At 64.0% G+C, this 17,985-nt stretch carries 16 protein-coding genes; 9 read left to right on the forward strand and 7 right to left on the reverse strand.

What is annotated here, in order from left to right:
• The first annotated feature begins 3 nt into the window (after positions 1-3).
• The 8 genes from AC4AMJ_RS17490 (at position 4) to AC4AMJ_RS17525 (ending at position 9,641) form a co-directional block, all read left to right on the forward strand.
• On the forward strand, positions 4-2,124 hold the full coding sequence (locus AC4AMJ_RS17490) for a molybdopterin-containing oxidoreductase family protein (RefSeq protein WP_489913556.1): 2,121 nt from the start codon (positions 4-6) through the stop codon (positions 2,122-2,124).
• 235 nt (positions 2,125-2,359) lie between these two features.
• Complete coding sequence (locus AC4AMJ_RS17495; protein WP_489913558.1) at positions 2,360-3,550, forward strand: aromatic ring-hydroxylating oxygenase subunit alpha; 1,191 nt, start codon at positions 2,360-2,362, stop codon at positions 3,548-3,550.
• Entirely contained in the window at positions 3,547-4,326 is a 780-nt protein-coding gene (locus AC4AMJ_RS17500; protein ID WP_489913560.1) for an enoyl-CoA hydratase/isomerase family protein, read from the forward strand. The genes AC4AMJ_RS17495 and AC4AMJ_RS17500 overlap by 4 nt, the downstream gene beginning before the upstream one ends.
• The gene (locus tag AC4AMJ_RS17505; protein ID WP_489913562.1) at positions 4,323-4,949 is read left to right on the forward strand and encodes a PaaI family thioesterase; all 627 of its coding nucleotides are present in this window, start codon (positions 4,323-4,325) and stop codon (positions 4,947-4,949) included. Before AC4AMJ_RS17500 ends, AC4AMJ_RS17505 begins: the two co-directional genes overlap by 4 nt.
• 52 nt (positions 4,950-5,001) lie before the next feature.
• Complete coding sequence (locus AC4AMJ_RS17510) at positions 5,002-6,195, forward strand: CaiB/BaiF CoA transferase family protein (RefSeq protein WP_489913564.1); 1,194 nt, start codon at positions 5,002-5,004, stop codon at positions 6,193-6,195.
• A gap of 127 nt (positions 6,196-6,322) precedes the next feature.
• The gene (locus AC4AMJ_RS17515) at positions 6,323-7,864 is read left to right on the forward strand and encodes a class I adenylate-forming enzyme family protein (RefSeq protein ID WP_489913566.1); all 1,542 of its coding nucleotides are present in this window, start codon (positions 6,323-6,325) and stop codon (positions 7,862-7,864) included.
• Between the two features lie 25 nt (positions 7,865-7,889).
• Positions 7,890-8,747 carry an alpha/beta fold hydrolase gene (locus AC4AMJ_RS17520; protein WP_489913568.1) on the forward strand — a complete coding sequence of 286 codons (858 nt, stop codon included), beginning with the start codon at positions 7,890-7,892 and terminating at the stop codon, positions 8,745-8,747.
• 69 nt (positions 8,748-8,816) lie between these two features.
• Entirely contained in the window at positions 8,817-9,641 is an 825-nt protein-coding gene (locus AC4AMJ_RS17525) for a mycofactocin-coupled SDR family oxidoreductase (protein ID WP_489913570.1), read from the forward strand.
• Between the two features lie 671 nt (positions 9,642-10,312).
• On the opposite strand, the gene AC4AMJ_RS17530 is transcribed toward AC4AMJ_RS17525, so the two are convergent.
• The 7 genes from AC4AMJ_RS17530 to AC4AMJ_RS17560 form a co-directional block, all read right to left on the reverse strand.
• Complete coding sequence (locus AC4AMJ_RS17530) at positions 10,313-10,903, reverse strand: TetR/AcrR family transcriptional regulator (protein WP_489913572.1); 591 nt, start codon at positions 10,901-10,903, stop codon at positions 10,313-10,315.
• A gap of 5 nt (positions 10,904-10,908) precedes the next feature.
• Entirely contained in the window at positions 10,909-11,556 is a 648-nt protein-coding gene (locus tag AC4AMJ_RS17535; RefSeq protein WP_489913574.1) for a TetR/AcrR family transcriptional regulator, read from the reverse strand.
• 123 nt (positions 11,557-11,679) lie between these two features.
• A complete protein-coding gene (locus AC4AMJ_RS17540; RefSeq protein WP_489913576.1) occupies positions 11,680-13,200 on the reverse strand; it encodes a class I adenylate-forming enzyme family protein in 1,521 nt (506 codons plus the stop codon).
• 43 nt (positions 13,201-13,243) lie between these two features.
• Positions 13,244-14,425 (reverse strand): aromatic ring-hydroxylating oxygenase subunit alpha, encoded by a 1,182-nt coding sequence (locus AC4AMJ_RS17545; RefSeq protein WP_489913578.1) that lies wholly within the window; start codon positions 14,423-14,425, stop codon positions 13,244-13,246.
• Between the two features lie 132 nt (positions 14,426-14,557).
• On the reverse strand, positions 14,558-15,787 hold the full coding sequence (locus AC4AMJ_RS17550; RefSeq protein WP_489913580.1) for a cytochrome P450: 1,230 nt from the start codon (positions 15,785-15,787) through the stop codon (positions 14,558-14,560).
• Positions 15,784-16,029 (reverse strand): ferredoxin, encoded by a 246-nt coding sequence (locus AC4AMJ_RS17555; protein WP_489913582.1) that lies wholly within the window; start codon positions 16,027-16,029, stop codon positions 15,784-15,786. The genes AC4AMJ_RS17550 and AC4AMJ_RS17555 overlap by 4 nt, the downstream gene beginning before the upstream one ends.
• 5 nt (positions 16,030-16,034) lie before the next feature.
• Positions 16,035-16,904, reverse strand: coding sequence for an SDR family NAD(P)-dependent oxidoreductase (locus AC4AMJ_RS17560; protein WP_489913584.1), 870 nt, complete (start codon positions 16,902-16,904; stop codon positions 16,035-16,037).
• A gap of 368 nt (positions 16,905-17,272) precedes the next feature.
• Here AC4AMJ_RS17560 and AC4AMJ_RS17565 point away from each other — a divergent pair, with 368 nt between their 5' ends.
• Positions 17,273-17,932, forward strand: a complete 660-nt coding sequence (locus AC4AMJ_RS17565; RefSeq protein WP_489913586.1) for a TetR family transcriptional regulator — start codon at positions 17,273-17,275, stop codon at positions 17,930-17,932.
• Positions 17,933-17,985: the final 53 nt, after the last annotated feature.

Genomic DNA, 17,985 nt, shown 5'->3' on the forward strand with positions numbered 1-17,985 from the left:
GACATGGGAGTCGACAGCATTCACACGTTCTGCCGCATCTGTGAGCCTGGGTGCGGATTGGTCGCCGACGTCGCTGACGGCGCAGTCACGGGCCTTCGCCCGGACGCCGCGCATCCGGTCCACAAGGGCTTCTGCTGCCACAAAGGTATTCACTATCTCGACGTACACAATGATCCCGACCGCCTTGATCGGCCACTCAAGCGCGTCAACGACCGGTCGGCCGACGAAGCCGAGTTCGTGCCGACCGACTGGGACAGCGCAGCCCGAGAGATCGCCGACACCATCGCCGACATCCGCGAACGGCACGGGACGAACGCGCTGGCGATCTACCAGGGAAATCCGTCAGCGTTCAACGGAGCCTACTTCGCAAATGCCGGCGCCTTTGCCCGGGGCTTCGGCACGCGAACACGCTTCAGCGCGGGAACCCAGGACACGTCGGCGAAGTACGCCGCGAGCGAGGCGATCTACGGCTCGGCGACGTCACATCCGATTCCCGACCTGCTGCACACCGACTATTTCCTCTGCCTCGGCAGCAATCCGCGCGTTTCGCACATGACCTTGATCCACGTGTCCGACCCCTATCAGAAGCTCAAGGACATCAAACATCGCGGCGGAACCGTGTTGTTCGTCAATCCACGCAAGATCGAGTCATCGACCCCGGAGACCGGCGACGTACTGCAGGTCCGACCCGATTCCGACTTCTATCTCCTTGCCGGACTGCTGAACGAGATCGTCTTCCACATCGGATTCGACCGTGATGAGGTCACCGCACACGCACGCAACGTCGATCGGTTGCTCGACTTCGTGGCCCGATACCCGGTCGAGCGCGTGGCACCGGTGGTCGGCGTCGAACCCGACGCGATCAGGCAGATCGCCCGCGATTTCTGCGCCGCGCCGAGCGCGAGCATCTACATGGCGACCGGAGTGAATCAAGGACGACAAGGTGCGCTCGCCTACTGGATGCTCACCATGATCAGCCTGTGGACCGGCAACCTCGGCAGGCGCGGGGGAAACATCTACTCGCGAGGTATGGCCGACACCGTCCAGAATGCGCGGCGCCGCCGGGACGATCCATACTTCGACCATCCCCTCGGGGACATGCGTACCGTGTCCGGCGACCTCCCAGGAGCCATGCTGGCGGACTTCATCGAGTCGCCGACCGATCCGATTCGGGCCCTCATCGTCGTGTCCGGAAATCCCCTTCTCTCGATGGGCGGCGAGCAACGACTGCGGGAGGCATTCGGCAGGCTGGAGCTCATCGTGTCGATTGACCTGTACCGCAACCTCACCGGTGAACTCGCCGACTTCGTGCTGCCCGCAACCGATTGGCTTGAGCGCGAGGACTTCAACTTCCTCAACACCATGGGCGTCGCACTGGAGCCGTACGTGCAGTACACGCCCGCCGTCGTGGCACCGACCGCCGAGCGTCGTGACGATTGGTGGATTCTCGCGCGCATCCTGCAGGCGATGGGGATGCCCACGCTGCTCGACGATCCCGAGCCGAACCCCTGGGACAGCGTCGATGCCCTCCTGGCAGAGTCTGGCCTCAGCATTGCCGCCCTGGCAGCGAAACCCGGACACACCCACGTGCTGCCCGAGGCGGTGCCGTCGGATGTATTCTCCCTCGCCGTTCAGCATGACGACGGGCTCATCGACTGCTGCCCCGCGCTTTTCGCACGTTCCTACGACCGTGCGGAGCAGATCCTGCATGGCATGTCGTCGAACGAGGGTGAGCTCGTGCTGATCACCCGCCGCACCAACTACATGGTGAACAGTTGGCTGCACAACCTGCCAGTGCTCAAACATGGCCCACACATGACGAATCCGCTGTGGATACACCCTGACGACGCGACAGACCGCCACCTCGTCGACGGCGACGAAGTGATCGTGCAGAACTCGAGCGGCAGCATCCGGGCCGTCGCGGTGCTCGACGAGGACCTGCGCCCCGGAGTTGTCGCCATGACGCACGGATGGGGACATGCCCGAGCCACGGGCCTCGACACGGCACGCCACCACGCCGGCGTGAACGTCAATGTCCTTGCGCCCACCGGGCGGAACGGATTCGACGAACTGAGCAACCAATCACACCTCACCGGGATCGGGGTCGACGTCCAACGCCGGTGACCACACGGTGTGGACGTCAGCTCCGCATCGGAGGCGATTCCAAAGCGGAAATCGATGATGTGATCTACATCACCTTTAATGCGCACTACTTCATACAGCGTCATCATCGTCGTCCTGCTGAGAATTGGCCTTGACATGCAGGTATCTGCAGATCGACGTCTGTCGCGGCGCGCTTTCACTAGCAATCCTCAGCGAGACACTAGACAGTATTTGTTGCATGTGGCATTCTTCGTGCATGGAACGCGAGGAAAAGATCCAGCTCACCAAGCGCCTGATCGCCCACGTCGACAACGATTCGACCGACTACGCCGACGACCTGCTGCGGGTGCCGTTCTCGGTATTCGACGATCCGGACCTGGCCAAGAAGGAAGTAGCGGTCGTCCGCCGCTTCCCGCACATCGTTGCTCATGTGGACGAGTTCACGAAGACCGGCGACTTCATCACCACCGAACTCATCGGGACACCGCTGCTGCTGATCAAGCAGGCCGACGGGAGCGTGCGGGCGTTCTCCAACGTCTGCCGCCACCGCGGGTCAAAAGTCGAGTTCGCCGAATCGGGATGCAAGCGCGTCTTCAGTTGCCCCTATCACAACTGGGCGTACGGCAAAGACGGCACGCTGCGCGGCATGCCCCACGCCGAGGGCTTCGACGGCATGGACCGCACCGAATACGGATTGGTCGAATTCCCCTGCGAGACAAGGCACGGCCTCGTCTGGGTGGTCCCCACCCAGGGCGCCGAGCTCGACATCGCCGCCACGCTCGGACCCAAACACGATGCCGAGGTCACCGACACCGGGATGGGCCACTCCTACCAGGCACGCAAAGAGACCTGGCGGCTGGGCATGAACTGGAAGATCGCCGTCGACGGCGTCCAGGACTCGTACCACCTCTGCCAACTGCATACCAAGACCGTCTGCAACTACCTCGAAGGCAACATCACCGCCTACGACCTCGTGGACCGGTCATGGCGAATCGTCGTCGCGCGCAAATCGATCACCGAGGTCCGCGATGCCGACCCGGACAGTTACGACGTGCGCGACTATTCACTCGCGAACTACACCGTCTACCCCGGCACCATGCTGGTCACCGAGCCAAACCACTTCGAGGTCTGGACGATCGTGCCCGACCCCGACGACCCCAACGTGTCCTATTGCACCATCCGACTCCTGTCGCCCGCCAAGCCGGAAACTCCGCGCGAGGAACGAATCCTCGACAAGAACTGGGAACTCCTGATGGAGACCCTGCACGCCGAGGACTGGTTTGTCACCAAGACGATCACGGAGAACGCCGCTCATGGTCAGGTCGACGAGCTCATCTACGGGCGAAATGAACTGCCCGGACAGGTGTTCCACAACATGGTCGCCGACGACGTGACCGCGATGGAGGCCACCGGCCGCCCGGTGGTCTCGGCGCGGGTGCCCCAGTGACCGACGACGGCACAACGGCCGATACCGATGTCGCGTTCGACCGACCCGGCGACGGCATCCTGCGGGTCACTCTCAACCGGCCCGCGGTGCACAATGCGATCTCGCTCGGGATGCAGCGATCGATCGATGCCCACCTGGCCACCGCGGCAGCCGACGACGACATCCGGGTCGTGGTGCTCGCCGGCGCCGGCCCCAGGGCGTTCTCGGCGGGCTACGACCTGACCGAGATGGCTGCCATGTCCGATGACGCGTTGGCGGCAACGATCTCCGAACGCGATGAGATGCTCTGGCGCTACTTCACTTTCCCCAAACCCACCGTGGCGGCGATCTCGGGCTTGTCCTACGGTGCCGGCACCCTGTACGCCGCCTGCTCGGACCTTCGGGTGGGTGGTGCGGCGACGTCGATGAGTGTCACCGCGGCGAAGTACGGCGGCGCGAACCTGACCTGGCTGCTCGGCGACATCATCGGGATGGGCCATGCACGAGACATGCTGCTGACCTCTCGGGTGCTGACGGGCCGCGACGCCCTGGCGGCGGGGCTGATCACCCGCTATGCCGACGACGGCGACGTCGATGCCGCAGCGCTCACGGCCGCCGGCGAGCTGGCTGCCCAGCCTCTGCCGGCACTGCTGGAGATCAAACGCCTCCTCAACGACGGTCCCGGCCACACCGCCCGCCTCCGATTCGATCGGGAAACAGAGGTCGGCCGCACCACCCTGCGGCCTACTTCCGTGACCTCGACCTTCACGGCGTTCTTCGAGAAGAGCACCCGATGACGTCGACGAATCGGACGACGGCGACCACTGCCTTCGGGGAGCGTTCGTGGATCGACGACCTCGGGCCGTCGGTTGTCGGCAACGACGAATTCGCGACCCTCACCGCCGCTGTGTCAGCCCTTCAGGAGGCTTTCACACGGAGTGCACCGACGCCCGAATCGGCTCTGTCCCTTGCCGAACGCATCTCGTTGCTGACCGATGAGCTCAACCGTTTCGAAGTTCCCGAGGACGACCAGCTCAGCGGGCGGTTGTGGGAGCGCGCCGGACGCGGTCAGGTGCTGGCGCCCGAGCTGCACTTCGAGCAGGTCACCCCGACATCGGTGCGGGCACACTTCCGGATCGGCCGATTCCACGCCGGACGGTATGCACTCAATGGCGGTGTCACCCCGATGATCTTCGACGAGGTCCTCTCGCGACTCGGCAACTCGTTCGGACGAGAGTGGGCACGCACGGCCCATCTCGAAATCGACTATCGGGCACCTGCACCACTCCATCGGAAACTCACGGCCACTGGCGAATTCGGCCACCAGGACGGCCGGAAACGCTATTTGCATGGCGAGATCCGAGACGGTGCAACCCTGATCGCCGAAGCTTCTGGACTCTGGGTGGTCACCCGGCCATGACACGGACCCAGCCGACATCTCCCACCACCGCCCCGTACCCAAGGAGTCCACTATGAGTGGCTATTCACTGCTCAGCGGTGTCCGCGTCCTCGAGGTCGCACAGCTCGCGCCTTCCTCCCTCGGCGGCCATCTCGCCGACCTCGGCGCCGAAGTCATCAAGATCGAATCCGGTCCCCTGGGAGACCCGGTGCGCGTCGGCGGCAACCGAGCCATCGGCGATGACAGCGGTCCCGCGTTCATGCACCTGCGCTGGAATCGCGGCAAGAAGTCCGTCGATCTCGATCTACGCACCCCCGAGGGGAAGAAGACATTCCTGGATCTCGCCGCCGACTGCGACGCGGTCATCGAGGGAATGCGCGGCGGCTACCTCGACTGGCTCGGGGTCGGGTTTGCCGAATTGCGCCGTGCGAATCCGAGGATCGTCCTGTGCACCATCTCGGGGATGGGCACCGACGGGCCATATCGCACCCTCGGCACGGGAGGTCCGGTGTTCGACGCGTACGCGGGCCTCCGCGAGGTCACGACCCCGTCCGACCCGCCAATCGAAGGGATGGCCGGGTCCACCACACCGCCCATCGCGATGTACGCGCTGGGTGCCTACGGTGCGATGGGCCTGTTGGCGGCTCTGCACAAGGCACGAGCGACCGGTGAGGGCTGCCACGTGGAAGTCGCCGGTATCGACGTCGCCGCGGCGTGGATGCCCGATCTGGTCGACGCAGCACTGAACGAGGACAAGTCGAAACCGCGATCCACCTGGCTTCCCGACGGCCGGCTGCCTGATTGGCCTCGCCTCGAGGCATACCGGACCAAGGACGGCGAGTCCGTTCTCTTCGGTTCCCACGTGGAGAAGTTCTGGCACAACTTCTTGCGGGTGGTGGGACGCGAGGACCTGATCGAAGTCGACCTGACCACCGCCGACGAAGGCGCACCGGAACGGGCGAACCTGGTATGGCGAGCGTTGGTGGAGATCTTCGCGCAGCGCACCAGGGACGAATGGGTCGAGATCTTCGTCGACCACGGGATCGCCGGCGGCCCCGTCAACACCGTCTCCGACATGCTGGACGATCCGCACTTCGCCGCGCGCGACAACACCTACGTGGTCGACTACCCCGGTGTGGGACAGCTCGAGTTCCTCAAGAGTCCCGTTCGCGTCGTCGGCGAGAAGTTCTGCCCCGACCTTCCCCCACGCCGCGGCGCCGACACCGCAGAGGTTCTCGGTACACCGCGAACTCGGCACCGCGAGTAACGGCCCCCGAACTACCGGCTGCTGGACCATTGCACCCTTTAACCTAAAAATGTTAGTTTTACTCCACTCGGCACGGGCACGGGTGGTGTCACATCCGGAATCGATTCCGAGACTGAGGAGCCAGACCATGAATCTCGCTGATCTGACCCGCTATTGGGGCAAGACCCGCTGCGACCAGGAAGCCATCGTGTTCGATGGGCGGTCGCAGACCTGGGCCGAGGTCGACGCCACGACAGATGCGCTGGCACGGGGACTCGCCGCGCGTGGCATCGGCAAGGGCGACCGTGTCGCGGTGATGATGCTGAATCGCCCAGAACTGGTCCACCTCATCCTGGCGACCGTGAAGCTCGGCGCGATCAGCGTGCCGCTGAACTTCCGCCTGACCGCCGGGGAGCTCGCACCCATGGTGCTCGACGCCGCACCCACGGTCGTCATCGTCGAGGAGACATTCGCTCCCCTCCTCGAGGTCGCGTCGTCGCAGTCGGAGTTCGAGATCTTCGCGATCGGCGGTAGCGACCATCGGCCCTACGCTTCACTCGTCGACCCCGGTACCGCCGCAGCTGTCGAGATCCATCCCGACGATCCGGCATTCATCTGCTACACCTCCGGAACCACCGGCGTGCAGAAGGGTGCGGTGATCACCCACCGCAACGCGATGACACCCGGCATCGCCCAGACGATCAGTCACGGCTTCTCGTCGACGGATCGAGTGATGTGTTCGGCCCCACTCGTCTACACCGGTTCGGTGCTGTCGATCTTCGTGCAGCTCGTGCTGGTGCCTGGTGCAACCATGGTGCTGCTGCGGGAATTCGATCCCGAGATCGCGCTCGACACCTTCGAACGCGAGCAGGTCACCGCGACGACGACGGTGCCGGTCATCTGGGAGCGGATGGCATCGCTTCCCGATTTCAGCCGCCGCAAGCTCGCCGCTTTCACTTTCGCGGGCACTGGCGGAGCTCCGGTCAGTTTGGATCTGCTGCAGTTCTACCGCGATCACGGCATCCCGCTGACCCAGGCCTATGGTCTCACCGAGGCATCCGGCATGGTGTCCACCCTGAGCTATGCAGATGCGATGAGCCGTCCCGGATTCGCCGGACTCGCCCTCGTCGGCACCCAGATGCGCATCGGTGACCCCGGTACCGAGACCGCGCCCGGCGACGTGGGCGAGATCCTGGTGCGCGGCGAACACGTGATGGCCGAGTACTGGAACAAGCCGGACGCCACCGCCCAGACCCTGGTGGACGGCTGGCTTCGTACGGGCGACCTCGGTCTGCTCGACGACCAGGGCTTCCTGAAGGTCGTGGATCGGAGCAAGGACATGCTCATCTCCGGCGGGATCAACGTCTACCCGGCCGAGATCGAGAAGACGCTGCACGCCATCGACGGCCTGGTCGATTGTGCGGTGATCGGGGTCAAGGATGACACCTGGGGCGAGGTACCCATGGTGGTCTTTCACAGCGAACGCGACGCCGCCGCCATCGTTGCAGACATCGCCGCTGTTGCCGACGCCAACCTCGCGAAATTCAAGCGCCCCAAGCACGCGGTGGCACTGGACGAACCACTACCCCGGACCTTCTCGGGGAAGTTGGCAAAGCCAAACCTCCGCAAGCGATTTCCCGCCGCACCCGACAACGCACTGCCGGTCGACCGGTCGTCGTTGAAGGCGTGAGAACTCCGCGATCCGAGAGGCGAGAATGTCGGTGAGGTCAGGTGCGCTGCACGGGTTCCGCGGTGACGGTGTGGAACTGGTCGCCGATCACTGGGAACCCGTCGGCGCGACGCGTGGGATCGTCCTCCTCCTCCACGGAGGCGGCCAAACCCGACACTCATGGCAGCGGACGGGATCCCGACTCCGGGATTCTGGGTGGCACACCTACTCGCTGGATGCACGTGGCCACGGCGACAGCGAATGGGCCGCCGATGGCGACTACAGCATTGCCGCGCACTCTCGGGATGTCGCCACGGTGGCCGCCTCGTTGCCGCAGCGTCCTGTTCTCGTCGGCGCCTCACTCGGCGGCATGGCTGCCCTCACCGCGCAGTCCGAGCACCCCGGCCTGGCTCGCGGCCTTGTCCTCGTGGACATCACGCCACGAGCCGAACAGGCAGGCCTGAACAAGATCCACGACTTCATGCAGAGCGGGCTGGCCGGCTTCGACACGCTCGACGACGCCCTGGATGCAGTGGTGGCGTACAACCCGAATCGTCGTCGACCTCCTCGTATCGACGGGCTGCGCAAGAACCTTCGACACCGCAACGGACGCTGGTATTGGCACTGGGATCCGCGGATCATCAAGCATCGGGAGAATTCGCCCGAGATGTCGAGCGCGCGGGAACGCCATGCCCGGCGGGCAGCACGCAGGATCGACATCCCGACCCTGCTGATCCGGGGCGCGCAGTCCGACATCGTGAGCGCGGAAGCCGTCGACGAATTACTCGAACTGATACCGGGCGCACAGCATCTCGATGTCCAAGGCGCCGGACACATGGTCAGCGGAGACGACAACGACATCCTCAGCGAGGGACTGGTGTCCTTCCTTGACGAACTCGGCTGACCGACACCGTCACCGACGGCCGCCAGGTCGTCATCCGAACCAATCGGTTCTGATCGAAAGGAATCAAATATGAAGCGTCTCGACGGCAAGGTGGTGTTCATCACCGGTGTGGCACGAGGCCAAGGCCGCTCGCACGCGGTGCGGATGGCCGAGGAAGGTGCGTCCATCATCGGCATGGACATCTGCGAGCAGATCCCGTCGGTCTTCTACCCGATGGCCACACGTGAGGATCTCGCCGAGACCGAGCGGATGGTGAAGGCCGCCGGCGGCCAGATCGTGACCACCATCGGTGATGTGCGCAACCGCGACGACATCGAGCGTGCGCTCGCCGCCGGCATCGAGCAGTTCGGTCGGCTCGACACTGTCATCGCCAATGCCGGCATCATGCCGGTCATCGGTCCCGGAGATCAGCCCCAGGCGTGGCACGACGCGGTGGATGTGATGTTGACCGGTGTCTGGCAGGTCCTCGACCTCACGGCACCGCGTCTCGTCGAGCAGGGCGAGGGCGGGTCGATCATCATCACAAGCTCCGCCGCCGGGCTGACCAGTATGGGACTCAACACTTTCGCCGGACAGGCCGGATACTCCGCGTCGAAGCATGGTGTGGTGGGTCTGATGCGGTTGTACTCGAAGCAGTTGGCAAAGAACTCGATCCGCGTCAATACCGTGCACCCGACCGGTGTGAACACACCGATGGTGGCCAACGCCGAGTACGGGGAGTTCGTGAACTCACATCCCGAGGTGGCCAACGACGAGGCCTACAAGAACCCCATGCCGGTCGAGCTCATCGAGGCCGTCGACGTCAGCAACGCGATCGTCTTCCTCGCCTCCGAGGAAGCCCGCTACATCACCGGCATCACCCTGCCGGTCGACGCGGGCTACAACAACCGCTGATCAAATACTCGGCCCCCTTCCCGCTGATCGAGTAGTCGGCGACCCACTCCGATGATCGAGTAGTCAGCGACCCACTCCGATGATCGAGTAGTCAGCGACCCACTCCGATGATCGAGTAGTCAGCGAGCGGCAGCGAGTCGACGTATCGAGATCACTCCGCCCGCAAGCGATCTCGATACGCCCTCCGCTAGCGCTCCGGACTACTCGATCAACGACCAGGCACCATTCCCCGCCGATCGATCAGCGAGTAGGCGCCTTTCCCCGCCGATCGAGTAGTCAGCGAGCGGCAGCGAGACGACGTATCGAGATCACCCCACCCGCAAGCGATCTCGATACGCCCTCCGCTAGCGCTCCGGACTACTCGATCAACGACCAGGCACCATTCCCCGCCGATCGATCAGCGAGTAGGCGCCTTTCCCCGCCGATCGAGTAGTCAGCGAGCGGCAGCGAGTCGACGTATCGAGATCACTCCACCCGCAAGCGATCTCGATACGCCCTCCGCCAGCGCTCCGGGCTACTCGATCAGCGAGTAGGCGCGCTCCGGGCTACTCAATCGACGAGTAGGCGCGCTCCGGACTACTCGATCAACGAGTAGGCACCTTTCCCCGCCGATCGAGTAGTCAGCGAGCGGCAGCGAGGCGACGTATCGAGATCACCGACACAGACAACGGTCAGGCCGGAACGAGTGACGGCACCAGGAATCGGCGGATCTTCTCCCGGAACCGGTCGAGCGACGCGTCACTGTCGTCGTTGTTGCTGATATACGTGAGCTCCAGTTCGGCAATCCACTCGCACAGCAGTCGTACGTCGACGTCCTTGCGCATCTCCCCCAACAATTGGGCTTCTTCCAGAATGGGCGCCCACAGTTCATGGGTCATCTCCACGGCAGCGCCCGATTGCCATAGCAGGCGCGACGACAGCGTCATCTCCTCAGGTGACACCAACAGGTGGACCATCGGGTCCCGCCGGCCGCGACGTACGTTGTGGCACATGCCCTCGACGATCTTCTGTTCGAAGGATGTGCAATTGGCGATGTAGGAGCGGGCGGGCGCAATGTTCATCCGGGCACGACGGACCACGGACGCCATGATGAGGCTCTCGCGGTCGGCGAAGTGCCGATAAACGGTGGCGCGGGACAACTCGGCCGCACGCGCCACATCTTCCATCGTTGTCTTGGTGATGCCGAAACGCTCGAAACAGGTTTCGGCAGCCGACAGGATCGCATCGGCCACCTCGGCAGTGGGTGCTGAGCGTTGACTCATGGCTGTCAGGTTCCGACGCCGGCGGTCGGCGCTTCTGCCGGCACCGCGCTCGGCAGGAAGCCTGGTAACACGAAGTTGTGCAACATCTCCCGATGCTGAGGATCGTCGGGACGGTCGAAGTCCAGTCGTCCCACGAGAATGAATTGGACGAGCGCAATCCATTCCGCGATCTTCGCCTTGTCGAGGTCCGCGCGGATCTCACCCTTCGCTATCGCCTGATCGATGACCGGGTCCCACATCTCCGCGGTCAGCCGCGCCGCCAGACCCGAGCTGCCGACGAGAGGCTCAGCCATCTGCATGTGCTCGGGACTGACCAGGATGCGGACGAGCGGGTCCTTGCGACCTCGGTCGACGAGAAAGATCAGTCCCTCCACCAGCTGGTCGGCGAAGGTGTCGTAATCGAGGATGAACTTTCGCGCCTTCACGAACAGCATGCTTGAACGCCGCTCGATCAATGCCGAGATGAGCGAGTCGCGGTCACCGAAGTATCGATACACGGTCGGGCGCGACACCCCGGCCTCGCGCCCGATGTCGTCCATCGTCGTCTTCGCTACGCCGTATCGCTGGAAGACCCGCTCAGCGGCAACCATGATCTGCTTACGTGCTTCTTCCACGTCCTCGCTGAGGACGTTTCCCGTCTTCCTCCGCGCCATGCCTCACCTCCCGCACACCCGTTGCCATCATGATACAAGCGACGCATTGCGTCGCTTGTACCGTACGCGGGCGGCGGGTTGCGCGCGCGGCGAGTCGGCGCAGGTCAGGCGCCGCGCCGCAGGCTACCGAACCTTCGCGAAACGGGTGTCGACGTCTTTGTACTCGTCTCGAATCATCGTCTTCGCGATCTTGCCGCTGGGCAGGCGCGGAAGCGGGTCCTGACGGACGACGACGTAACGGGGAACCTTGAAGTCGGCCAGCACCTTTTCACAGTGCGCGACGATGGCCTCGGCGTCGACGTCCTTGGAGACGGTGACGATGGCGGCGGGCGTCTCACCGAAGCGGTCGTCGCGAGCCGCGATGACGGCCACCTCGTCGACGCCGTCGATCGCAGCGATCGCGATCTCCAGTTCGACCGGCGAGATGTTGATCCCGCCTGAGATGATGAGGTCCTTGAGGCGATCGACGAACTGCACCCGACCCTCTTCATCGCTCACACCGAGATCGCCGCTGTACAGCCACCCGTCACGAATTGCCCTGGCCGTCGAATCGGGGTCATTCCAGTAGCCAGGGGTCACGCCGGGGCCGCGAACGACCAGTTCACCCTCCTCGCCCGGCGCGGCAGGCTCGCCCTGCGAGTTGAACACCTTGACCTCGGTGAAGATCGAGCCCGCACCGCATCGGTCCGGAAACTCCATGGCCTCTTCGCGGATCGTCGCGGTGGCCACACCGCCGGCCTCGGTCATGCCATAGATCTGCCTCAACAGCACACCCTTGTCGGCCCATCGCTTCAGCAACTGGCCCGGTACGGCCGCACCGCCGACGATCGCGGTCTTCAACGAACTCAGATCGGCATCGGCGAACTCGGGTGCCCGCGAGATCGCCTCGAAGATCAGAGGTACCCCGAAGATCGCCTTGATCGCGTGCTGCTCGAGGAGTTTGACGGCGTTGGACGGGTTGAGTTCGGGCTCGATGACCAGTGTGCCGCCGAGAACGGTGGTGATGAGCAGTCCGTAGACCAGACCCGGTGTGAACGCGAGCGGGAGTACGAGCAGAGTGCTGCTACCGGGCCGAAATCCCTCCTCCGTCAGGGTGTTCTCGAGAACGATCGACAGCAAGGTGCGGTTGGTGAGGATGACGCCCTTCGAGAGACCCGTCGAGCCGCTGGTGAACAGCACGGTGGTCGGCTGATCGGGCTCGAGGTCGACCCGGAAGTCATCGGCATCCCCTGAGCTCACGGTCTCGAGTTCGGCATAGGTCACCATCTCGAAGGGTTCACCGATCGCGGACGTGTCGTCGGCGAGTTGTTCGAACCCGGGAGCGACGATCACAACCGTGATGCCGGCGTCATCGGCGATCTTGCGCAACTCGGCGGGCTTGTAGCGACTGTTGAGCGGGACCAGGACCCCGCCGGACTTCAAGGCGCCCAACGCTGCCACCGGCCACTGGAGCGAGTTGGGGCCGAGAAGCCCGACCCGGTCCCCCGGCCGCACGCCCTTGTCCTCCACGAGGAGACGCGCGAATCGGCTGCTCCAGTCCCGTAGCCGGCCGTACGTGAGTTCGGCGCCCGAGAACACCAACGCGGTGCTGTCACCCTTGGTACGCGCCCACCAGTCGAGGGCGGCGCCGATTGATGCGGTCATGATCCTTCTCTCTTTACCGTCGGTGCGGAGGTTCGACGTGGGTTCAGTTCTGTTCTGCGCGCCCCTGCGCGACGAGCTTCTTCGTTTCGCGGCGGAACACCTGATTCGCGACCTCATTACGTCCGAGCAGCATGTCGCCGGCATCGGCGCTGCCCATGCCCCGCTGCGAATCCCGCAGCAGTGGAAAGTCCTCGTTGTGCAGCACCGCCAGGAGGATGTCCCAGTTCTTGGTCCACAGTCGCTCCCAGCGCTCCGGGTCCATGCCGCTGTCCTCGACGGTCGGCACGATGAGCCGCTGCTCCATCCGCGACCGTGTGGGGTCGGTGGGGTGTGGGCGGAAGGTCAACAACTGGAAGTGATCCGGCTGGCGGAGCAGCGTGCTGTTCGGCAGCAGAAAGTGCGTCTCGGTGACGTACTTGTCGAGATTCTGGTCACCAGGATCCTCTTCGAGGAAGCGATCGATTGATTTGCGCGGCGCAATGAATCGGCAGTGCCGCCCGAAGTCCTCGAATGCCATCACATTCGTGTGGATGATCTTGGCTGCGGTGTTCGGGTGGGCGTACTGGATGTGGTAGCCATCCAGGAACGCATCCTGCATGATCTTCCAGTTCGTCGGCTCGTCGAACCCTGCGGCCTTGAAACACACCGACTTCTCCAGGTGGTAGTCGGCGAGCATCGTGTCGATGTCGGGTCCCAGCCAACTCGCGACGTCGATCTCGGCTTTCGCATTGTCGACGACCCAGATGAATCCGTGCCGTTCCTCGGTCGGGATCTCGATCAGGCCGTGTTCGTGTCGGTCGATGTCACCGAAGGTGTTGTCGCGGGTGATCGTCCGCAGCGAACCATCCGGATCGTAGGACCACCGGTGATAGGCACACGAGAAGATCCGGCAGCGTCCCTTCTCGCTTTCCTCGAGCAGCGCGCCGCGATGCCGGCAGAGGTTGACGAACGACTTGACGCTGCCGTCCTTCTGACGCACGACGATGATGTTGTTGCGCGGCATGGTGACGGTGATGAAGTCGTTGGGCTTCGCGATCTCCGAGCCGTGCGCAACGATCGACGGCACCCGACCGAAGATGTGGTCACGCTCGTCCTTGGCGAGTACGGGATCGGTGAACTCGCCGGGCTCGAACGGAATGATCTCGTCGAACTTGTCTGTGGTCTCGTTGCGCAGCAGGTCGAGCGCCCGGCGAATCCGGTCTTGGCGCGGAAGTGATGTCGTCATTGAGTCCTCCGATTGATGCTCTCGTCGACCGATTGGGGCGGGCACCGCACCGACATCGCGGCCCAGCACTGTCGTTAAACCTACAGCAGTAAGGTTTAAAAGGCAACGTCGATACGGTGCCCGCCCGAGCCCTCAGCCTTCCGGCGTGAACCGGATCGGCATCCGCACACAGCCCCGCACCTGGCTGGCGTGGAAGATCGGCGGGTCCGCCTCCACCAGCCGGTAATCCGGGATGCGCCGGTGGAGCTCCTCGAGCGCGATGGTGAGCTCGATGCGCGCCAGATGCGACCCGAGGCACCGGTGCGCACCGCCGCCGAAGGACAGATGCCGATTCGGCCGGCGGCTGATGTCCAGGTCATCGGGCTCGGCGAACTCGCCCCCGTCCCGGTTGGCCGAGCAGAGCATCAGGATCAACTGCTCACCGGCGGCGATCTCCATGCCCCCGAGTTCCACGTCTCGGGTTGCCCGACGTCCCGGAACCACCGCGGCCTCGATCCGGAGGATCTCCTCGACGGCGTCAGGGATCATCGCCGGGTCGTCGACGATCTGCTGCCGCTGCTCGGGGTTGTTCACCAGGTGGACGATGGCCCATGCGAGGGAGCCCTGGACCGTGTGCAGGCCGGCGATGAGCAGCAGGAAGAACATCCGGTTGAGTTCTTCATCAGTGAGCAGCCGCAGGCCGTCCTCCATCTCGACCTCGGTGTGGATCAGTTGCGAGGTGATGTCGCTCCCCGGAGTCGCCCGCCGCTCGTCCACCATCTTCTGGAAATAGCCGAGCATCTGCATACCGGCGACGGCGCGGGCCTCGAGCGATTCCTCCTCGGTACCGCCGGGCTTGCCGAACAGGACTACGTCCGTCGCCTCGGTGAACAACGGCGCGTCCTCAATCGGCCAGTCCATCAACGCCAGGAAGATCCGCGCCGGCAGCTCGTGGGCAAACGCCGAGACGTACTCGGCCTCTCCGTCGTGGGCAAACCCGTCGATGAGATCGTTGACGACCGCTCGAATGTTCTCGGACAGCTTCTTCATTCGCGCAGGCCCAAAGATGGGCTGCAAGGCCTTGCGATACCCGGTGTGCTCCGGCGGATCGAGTTCGATCGGGATGAACTTCCCGAACGCCTCATTGGTCACCAGGTTGTTCGGGTAACTCGAGAACGTCTCGGCATCACGCAGAACCTCGTGGATCTCGTCATACCGGGTGACGATCCAATGACCGCCATGGGCCGTCGAGTAGACCACCGGACCCTTGGCCGCCAGTTCGGCGACCCGCTCCTGGAAGACGTCGACCGGCGCGGCAAGCGCGGGGTCGTACACGTCGAAGTCGACGGTGACGTCCTCACGAGATCGTTCGACTGTTGTCATTGCTGTTCCTTGCTCATGGTTGTGGGTCTGGATGTGGCGGACGTGACCGACAGCGCCCGTTCCGGGCACAGGGTCACGGCCTCCATCGCCGGATCGAACTCCTCTGGAGCCAGAACACGCTCTGGCACGATGGGATCACCTTGGTCGTCGCAGTCGATCAGTTGCGGAGCCGCGCCGTAACACAATCCATGTCCGGCACACGCATCCCGGTCGACGGTCAGCACTCCAGGCCGGGCCGACATGGCGCTCAGGCCGTCGGGTTCGGCTGGTTGAGGTCCTCTTCGAACCACATGCCGACCCGCGACAGTGTGCCGCCGTCGGTCGACCCGATCGTCGCACCCGAGATGTATGCCGAATCATCGGACGCCAGGAACAGCGCAACCTTGGCGTTGTCCAGCAATGACGGCGGGCGGTTGCGCTTGAGCGGGATCGGGGACACGTACGGGTCCCACGGGCCGGCCACCTCCTCATAGGACTGGCCGACGACCGGCGAACCGGGCGGCATGAGGAAGTTCGGCGACATGCCGTGTGTCGGAGCGATCGCGTTCACGCGAATTCCGTAGGGGCCCAGGTCAAGACTCAGCCCGCGAACCAGCCCGTTGACACCCGCCTTGGTGGCGCTGTAGAGCGCGATGTCGTGATAGGCGACCATCGAGGCCGCCGATGACGTGGCCAGGATCGTGCCACCGCCGTTGGCCTTCAAAGCCGGAACCGCGGCCTGTGCCGTGTAGATCACGCCACTCAGGTTCACCCCGAGCACATGCTGCCAATCCTCGGTGGTGAGATCCTCGAAGAGCACGGTCTCGCCACCGGCCACGGTCGGAACGCCTCCGCGCGACACGATTCCGGCGTTGGCCCAAGCGATGTCGAGCTTGCCGAAGCGATCCACGGTCTCACCGACCGCAGCGACGATTTGATCTTTCTGCGCGACATCGGCGGTGATGGCGATCGCCTCGCCACCCTGCTGCTCGACCAGTTTGGCCGTCTGTTCGGCACGATCTCCGTCGATGTCGACAACGGCGATCTTGGCGCCCTCCGAGGAGAACAACTGAGATGATTGACGACCGAGACCCGATCCCGCGCCGGTGATGAGTACGACTTTACCTTCGAGCTTCATGAATGGATTCCTTGCTTGATGGGATGACGCCCGAGGGTCCGCACCCATGGGCCACCACGGCTGACAACTGTGGATGACGGCCCCCGCCGAATGTGATGTCCGCCACCTACACACTGAAGGTAAGCCGTTTTACGTGAGACGTCAAGCGATATTTGTCAGCACCTCCTGATGAGGTGTTGCATGTTGGCCCGCAACCCATCTGGTTCGGCAGACAAACACATTCCTCGCCCGGCCAGCACGCCGACACCGCGCCGGCCGACCGCCCCAAACCATGCCCGTCCGCCCGGTCGTGGACCTCCCGCCGTTTGAAAACTACGCTGAATAGATACCGTGGGAGGTTCTCGCGGAAAGCTCGGAAGGGTGGAGTCTTGGCACGACCATCGAAGCCATTGATCAGCCGTGACGCGGCGGTCGCCGCATCGATCGAGATCATCGATTCCGAAGGGCTCGACGCGTTCAGCCTGCCCCGGCTGGCCAAACACCTGGGCGTGCGGGCACCCTCGCTCTATCACCACTTCTCGGACAAGAACGAGATCCTCACCGAGGTTGCGCGATACATCGCCGGCGAATCGGTGGCACGCCCCCGGCGGCGGCCGGGACCGGAGTGGCCCGAATACTTCGTTGCGCTGGCATTGAATTTCCGCCAGTCGATCTTGCGGCACCGTAACGCGGCACCGATACTGCTGCAACACCTTCCCCGCGAACTGTTTGTGGCCACGTACGAGGACACCGCACAGTTCCTGCTGGACTCCGGTGTGCCCAGCTCACTTCACGTACGCATCTTGGACGGCATGGAGACCCTTTCGATCGGTACGGTGCTGATGGAGGCGATGCGCAAGCCGAGCACGAAATCGACGATCTTCCCCAACGTCGACCGCGAATCGCAGCCACTACTGGCCGAGGCCCTCGATGAGAATCCGCTGTCGCAGAAACAGTTGTTCGAGGAGATGGTGCGCAGTTTTCTGCACGGGATCATTCGCGATCACGCGCTCGACGCCGACCAGCAGGCCGCGGCCGCATCCCACTGAACGCCGAAACGGGCGTGGCGGAGAGACTTTCTCCGCCACGCCCGTTTCGCATT

It is taken from the genome of Gordonia sp. LMA484 (assembly GCF_058129505.1).

Coding starts and splice junctions, on each gene's coding strand:
- AC4AMJ_RS17540 (WP_489913576.1), bottom strand. CDS start 13,200: ATGACCGCATCAATCGGCGCCGCCCTCGACTGGTGGGCGCGTACCAAG.
- AC4AMJ_RS17520 (WP_489913568.1), top strand. CDS start 7,890: ATGTCGGTGAGGTCAGGTGCGCTGCACGGGTTCCGCGGTGACGGTGTG.
- AC4AMJ_RS17525 (WP_489913570.1), top strand. CDS start 8,817: ATGAAGCGTCTCGACGGCAAGGTGGTGTTCATCACCGGTGTGGCACGA.
- AC4AMJ_RS17535 (WP_489913574.1), bottom strand. CDS start 11,556: ATGGCGCGGAGGAAGACGGGAAACGTCCTCAGCGAGGACGTGGAAGAA.
- AC4AMJ_RS17495 (WP_489913558.1), top strand. CDS start 2,360: ATGGAACGCGAGGAAAAGATCCAGCTCACCAAGCGCCTGATCGCCCAC.
- AC4AMJ_RS17490 (WP_489913556.1), top strand. CDS start 4: ATGGGAGTCGACAGCATTCACACGTTCTGCCGCATCTGTGAGCCTGGG.
- AC4AMJ_RS17555 (WP_489913582.1), bottom strand. CDS start 16,029: ATGTCGGCCCGGCCTGGAGTGCTGACCGTCGACCGGGATGCGTGTGCC.
- AC4AMJ_RS17550 (WP_489913580.1), bottom strand. CDS start 15,787: ATGACAACAGTCGAACGATCTCGTGAGGACGTCACCGTCGACTTCGAC.
- AC4AMJ_RS17530 (WP_489913572.1), bottom strand. CDS start 10,903: ATGAGTCAACGCTCAGCACCCACTGCCGAGGTGGCCGATGCGATCCTG.
- AC4AMJ_RS17560 (WP_489913584.1), bottom strand. CDS start 16,904: ATGAAGCTCGAAGGTAAAGTCGTACTCATCACCGGCGCGGGATCGGGT.
- AC4AMJ_RS17545 (WP_489913578.1), bottom strand. CDS start 14,425: ATGACGACATCACTTCCGCGCCAAGACCGGATTCGCCGGGCGCTCGAC.
- AC4AMJ_RS17505 (WP_489913562.1), top strand. CDS start 4,323: ATGACGTCGACGAATCGGACGACGGCGACCACTGCCTTCGGGGAGCGT.
- AC4AMJ_RS17510 (WP_489913564.1), top strand. CDS start 5,002: ATGAGTGGCTATTCACTGCTCAGCGGTGTCCGCGTCCTCGAGGTCGCA.
- AC4AMJ_RS17515 (WP_489913566.1), top strand. CDS start 6,323: ATGAATCTCGCTGATCTGACCCGCTATTGGGGCAAGACCCGCTGCGAC.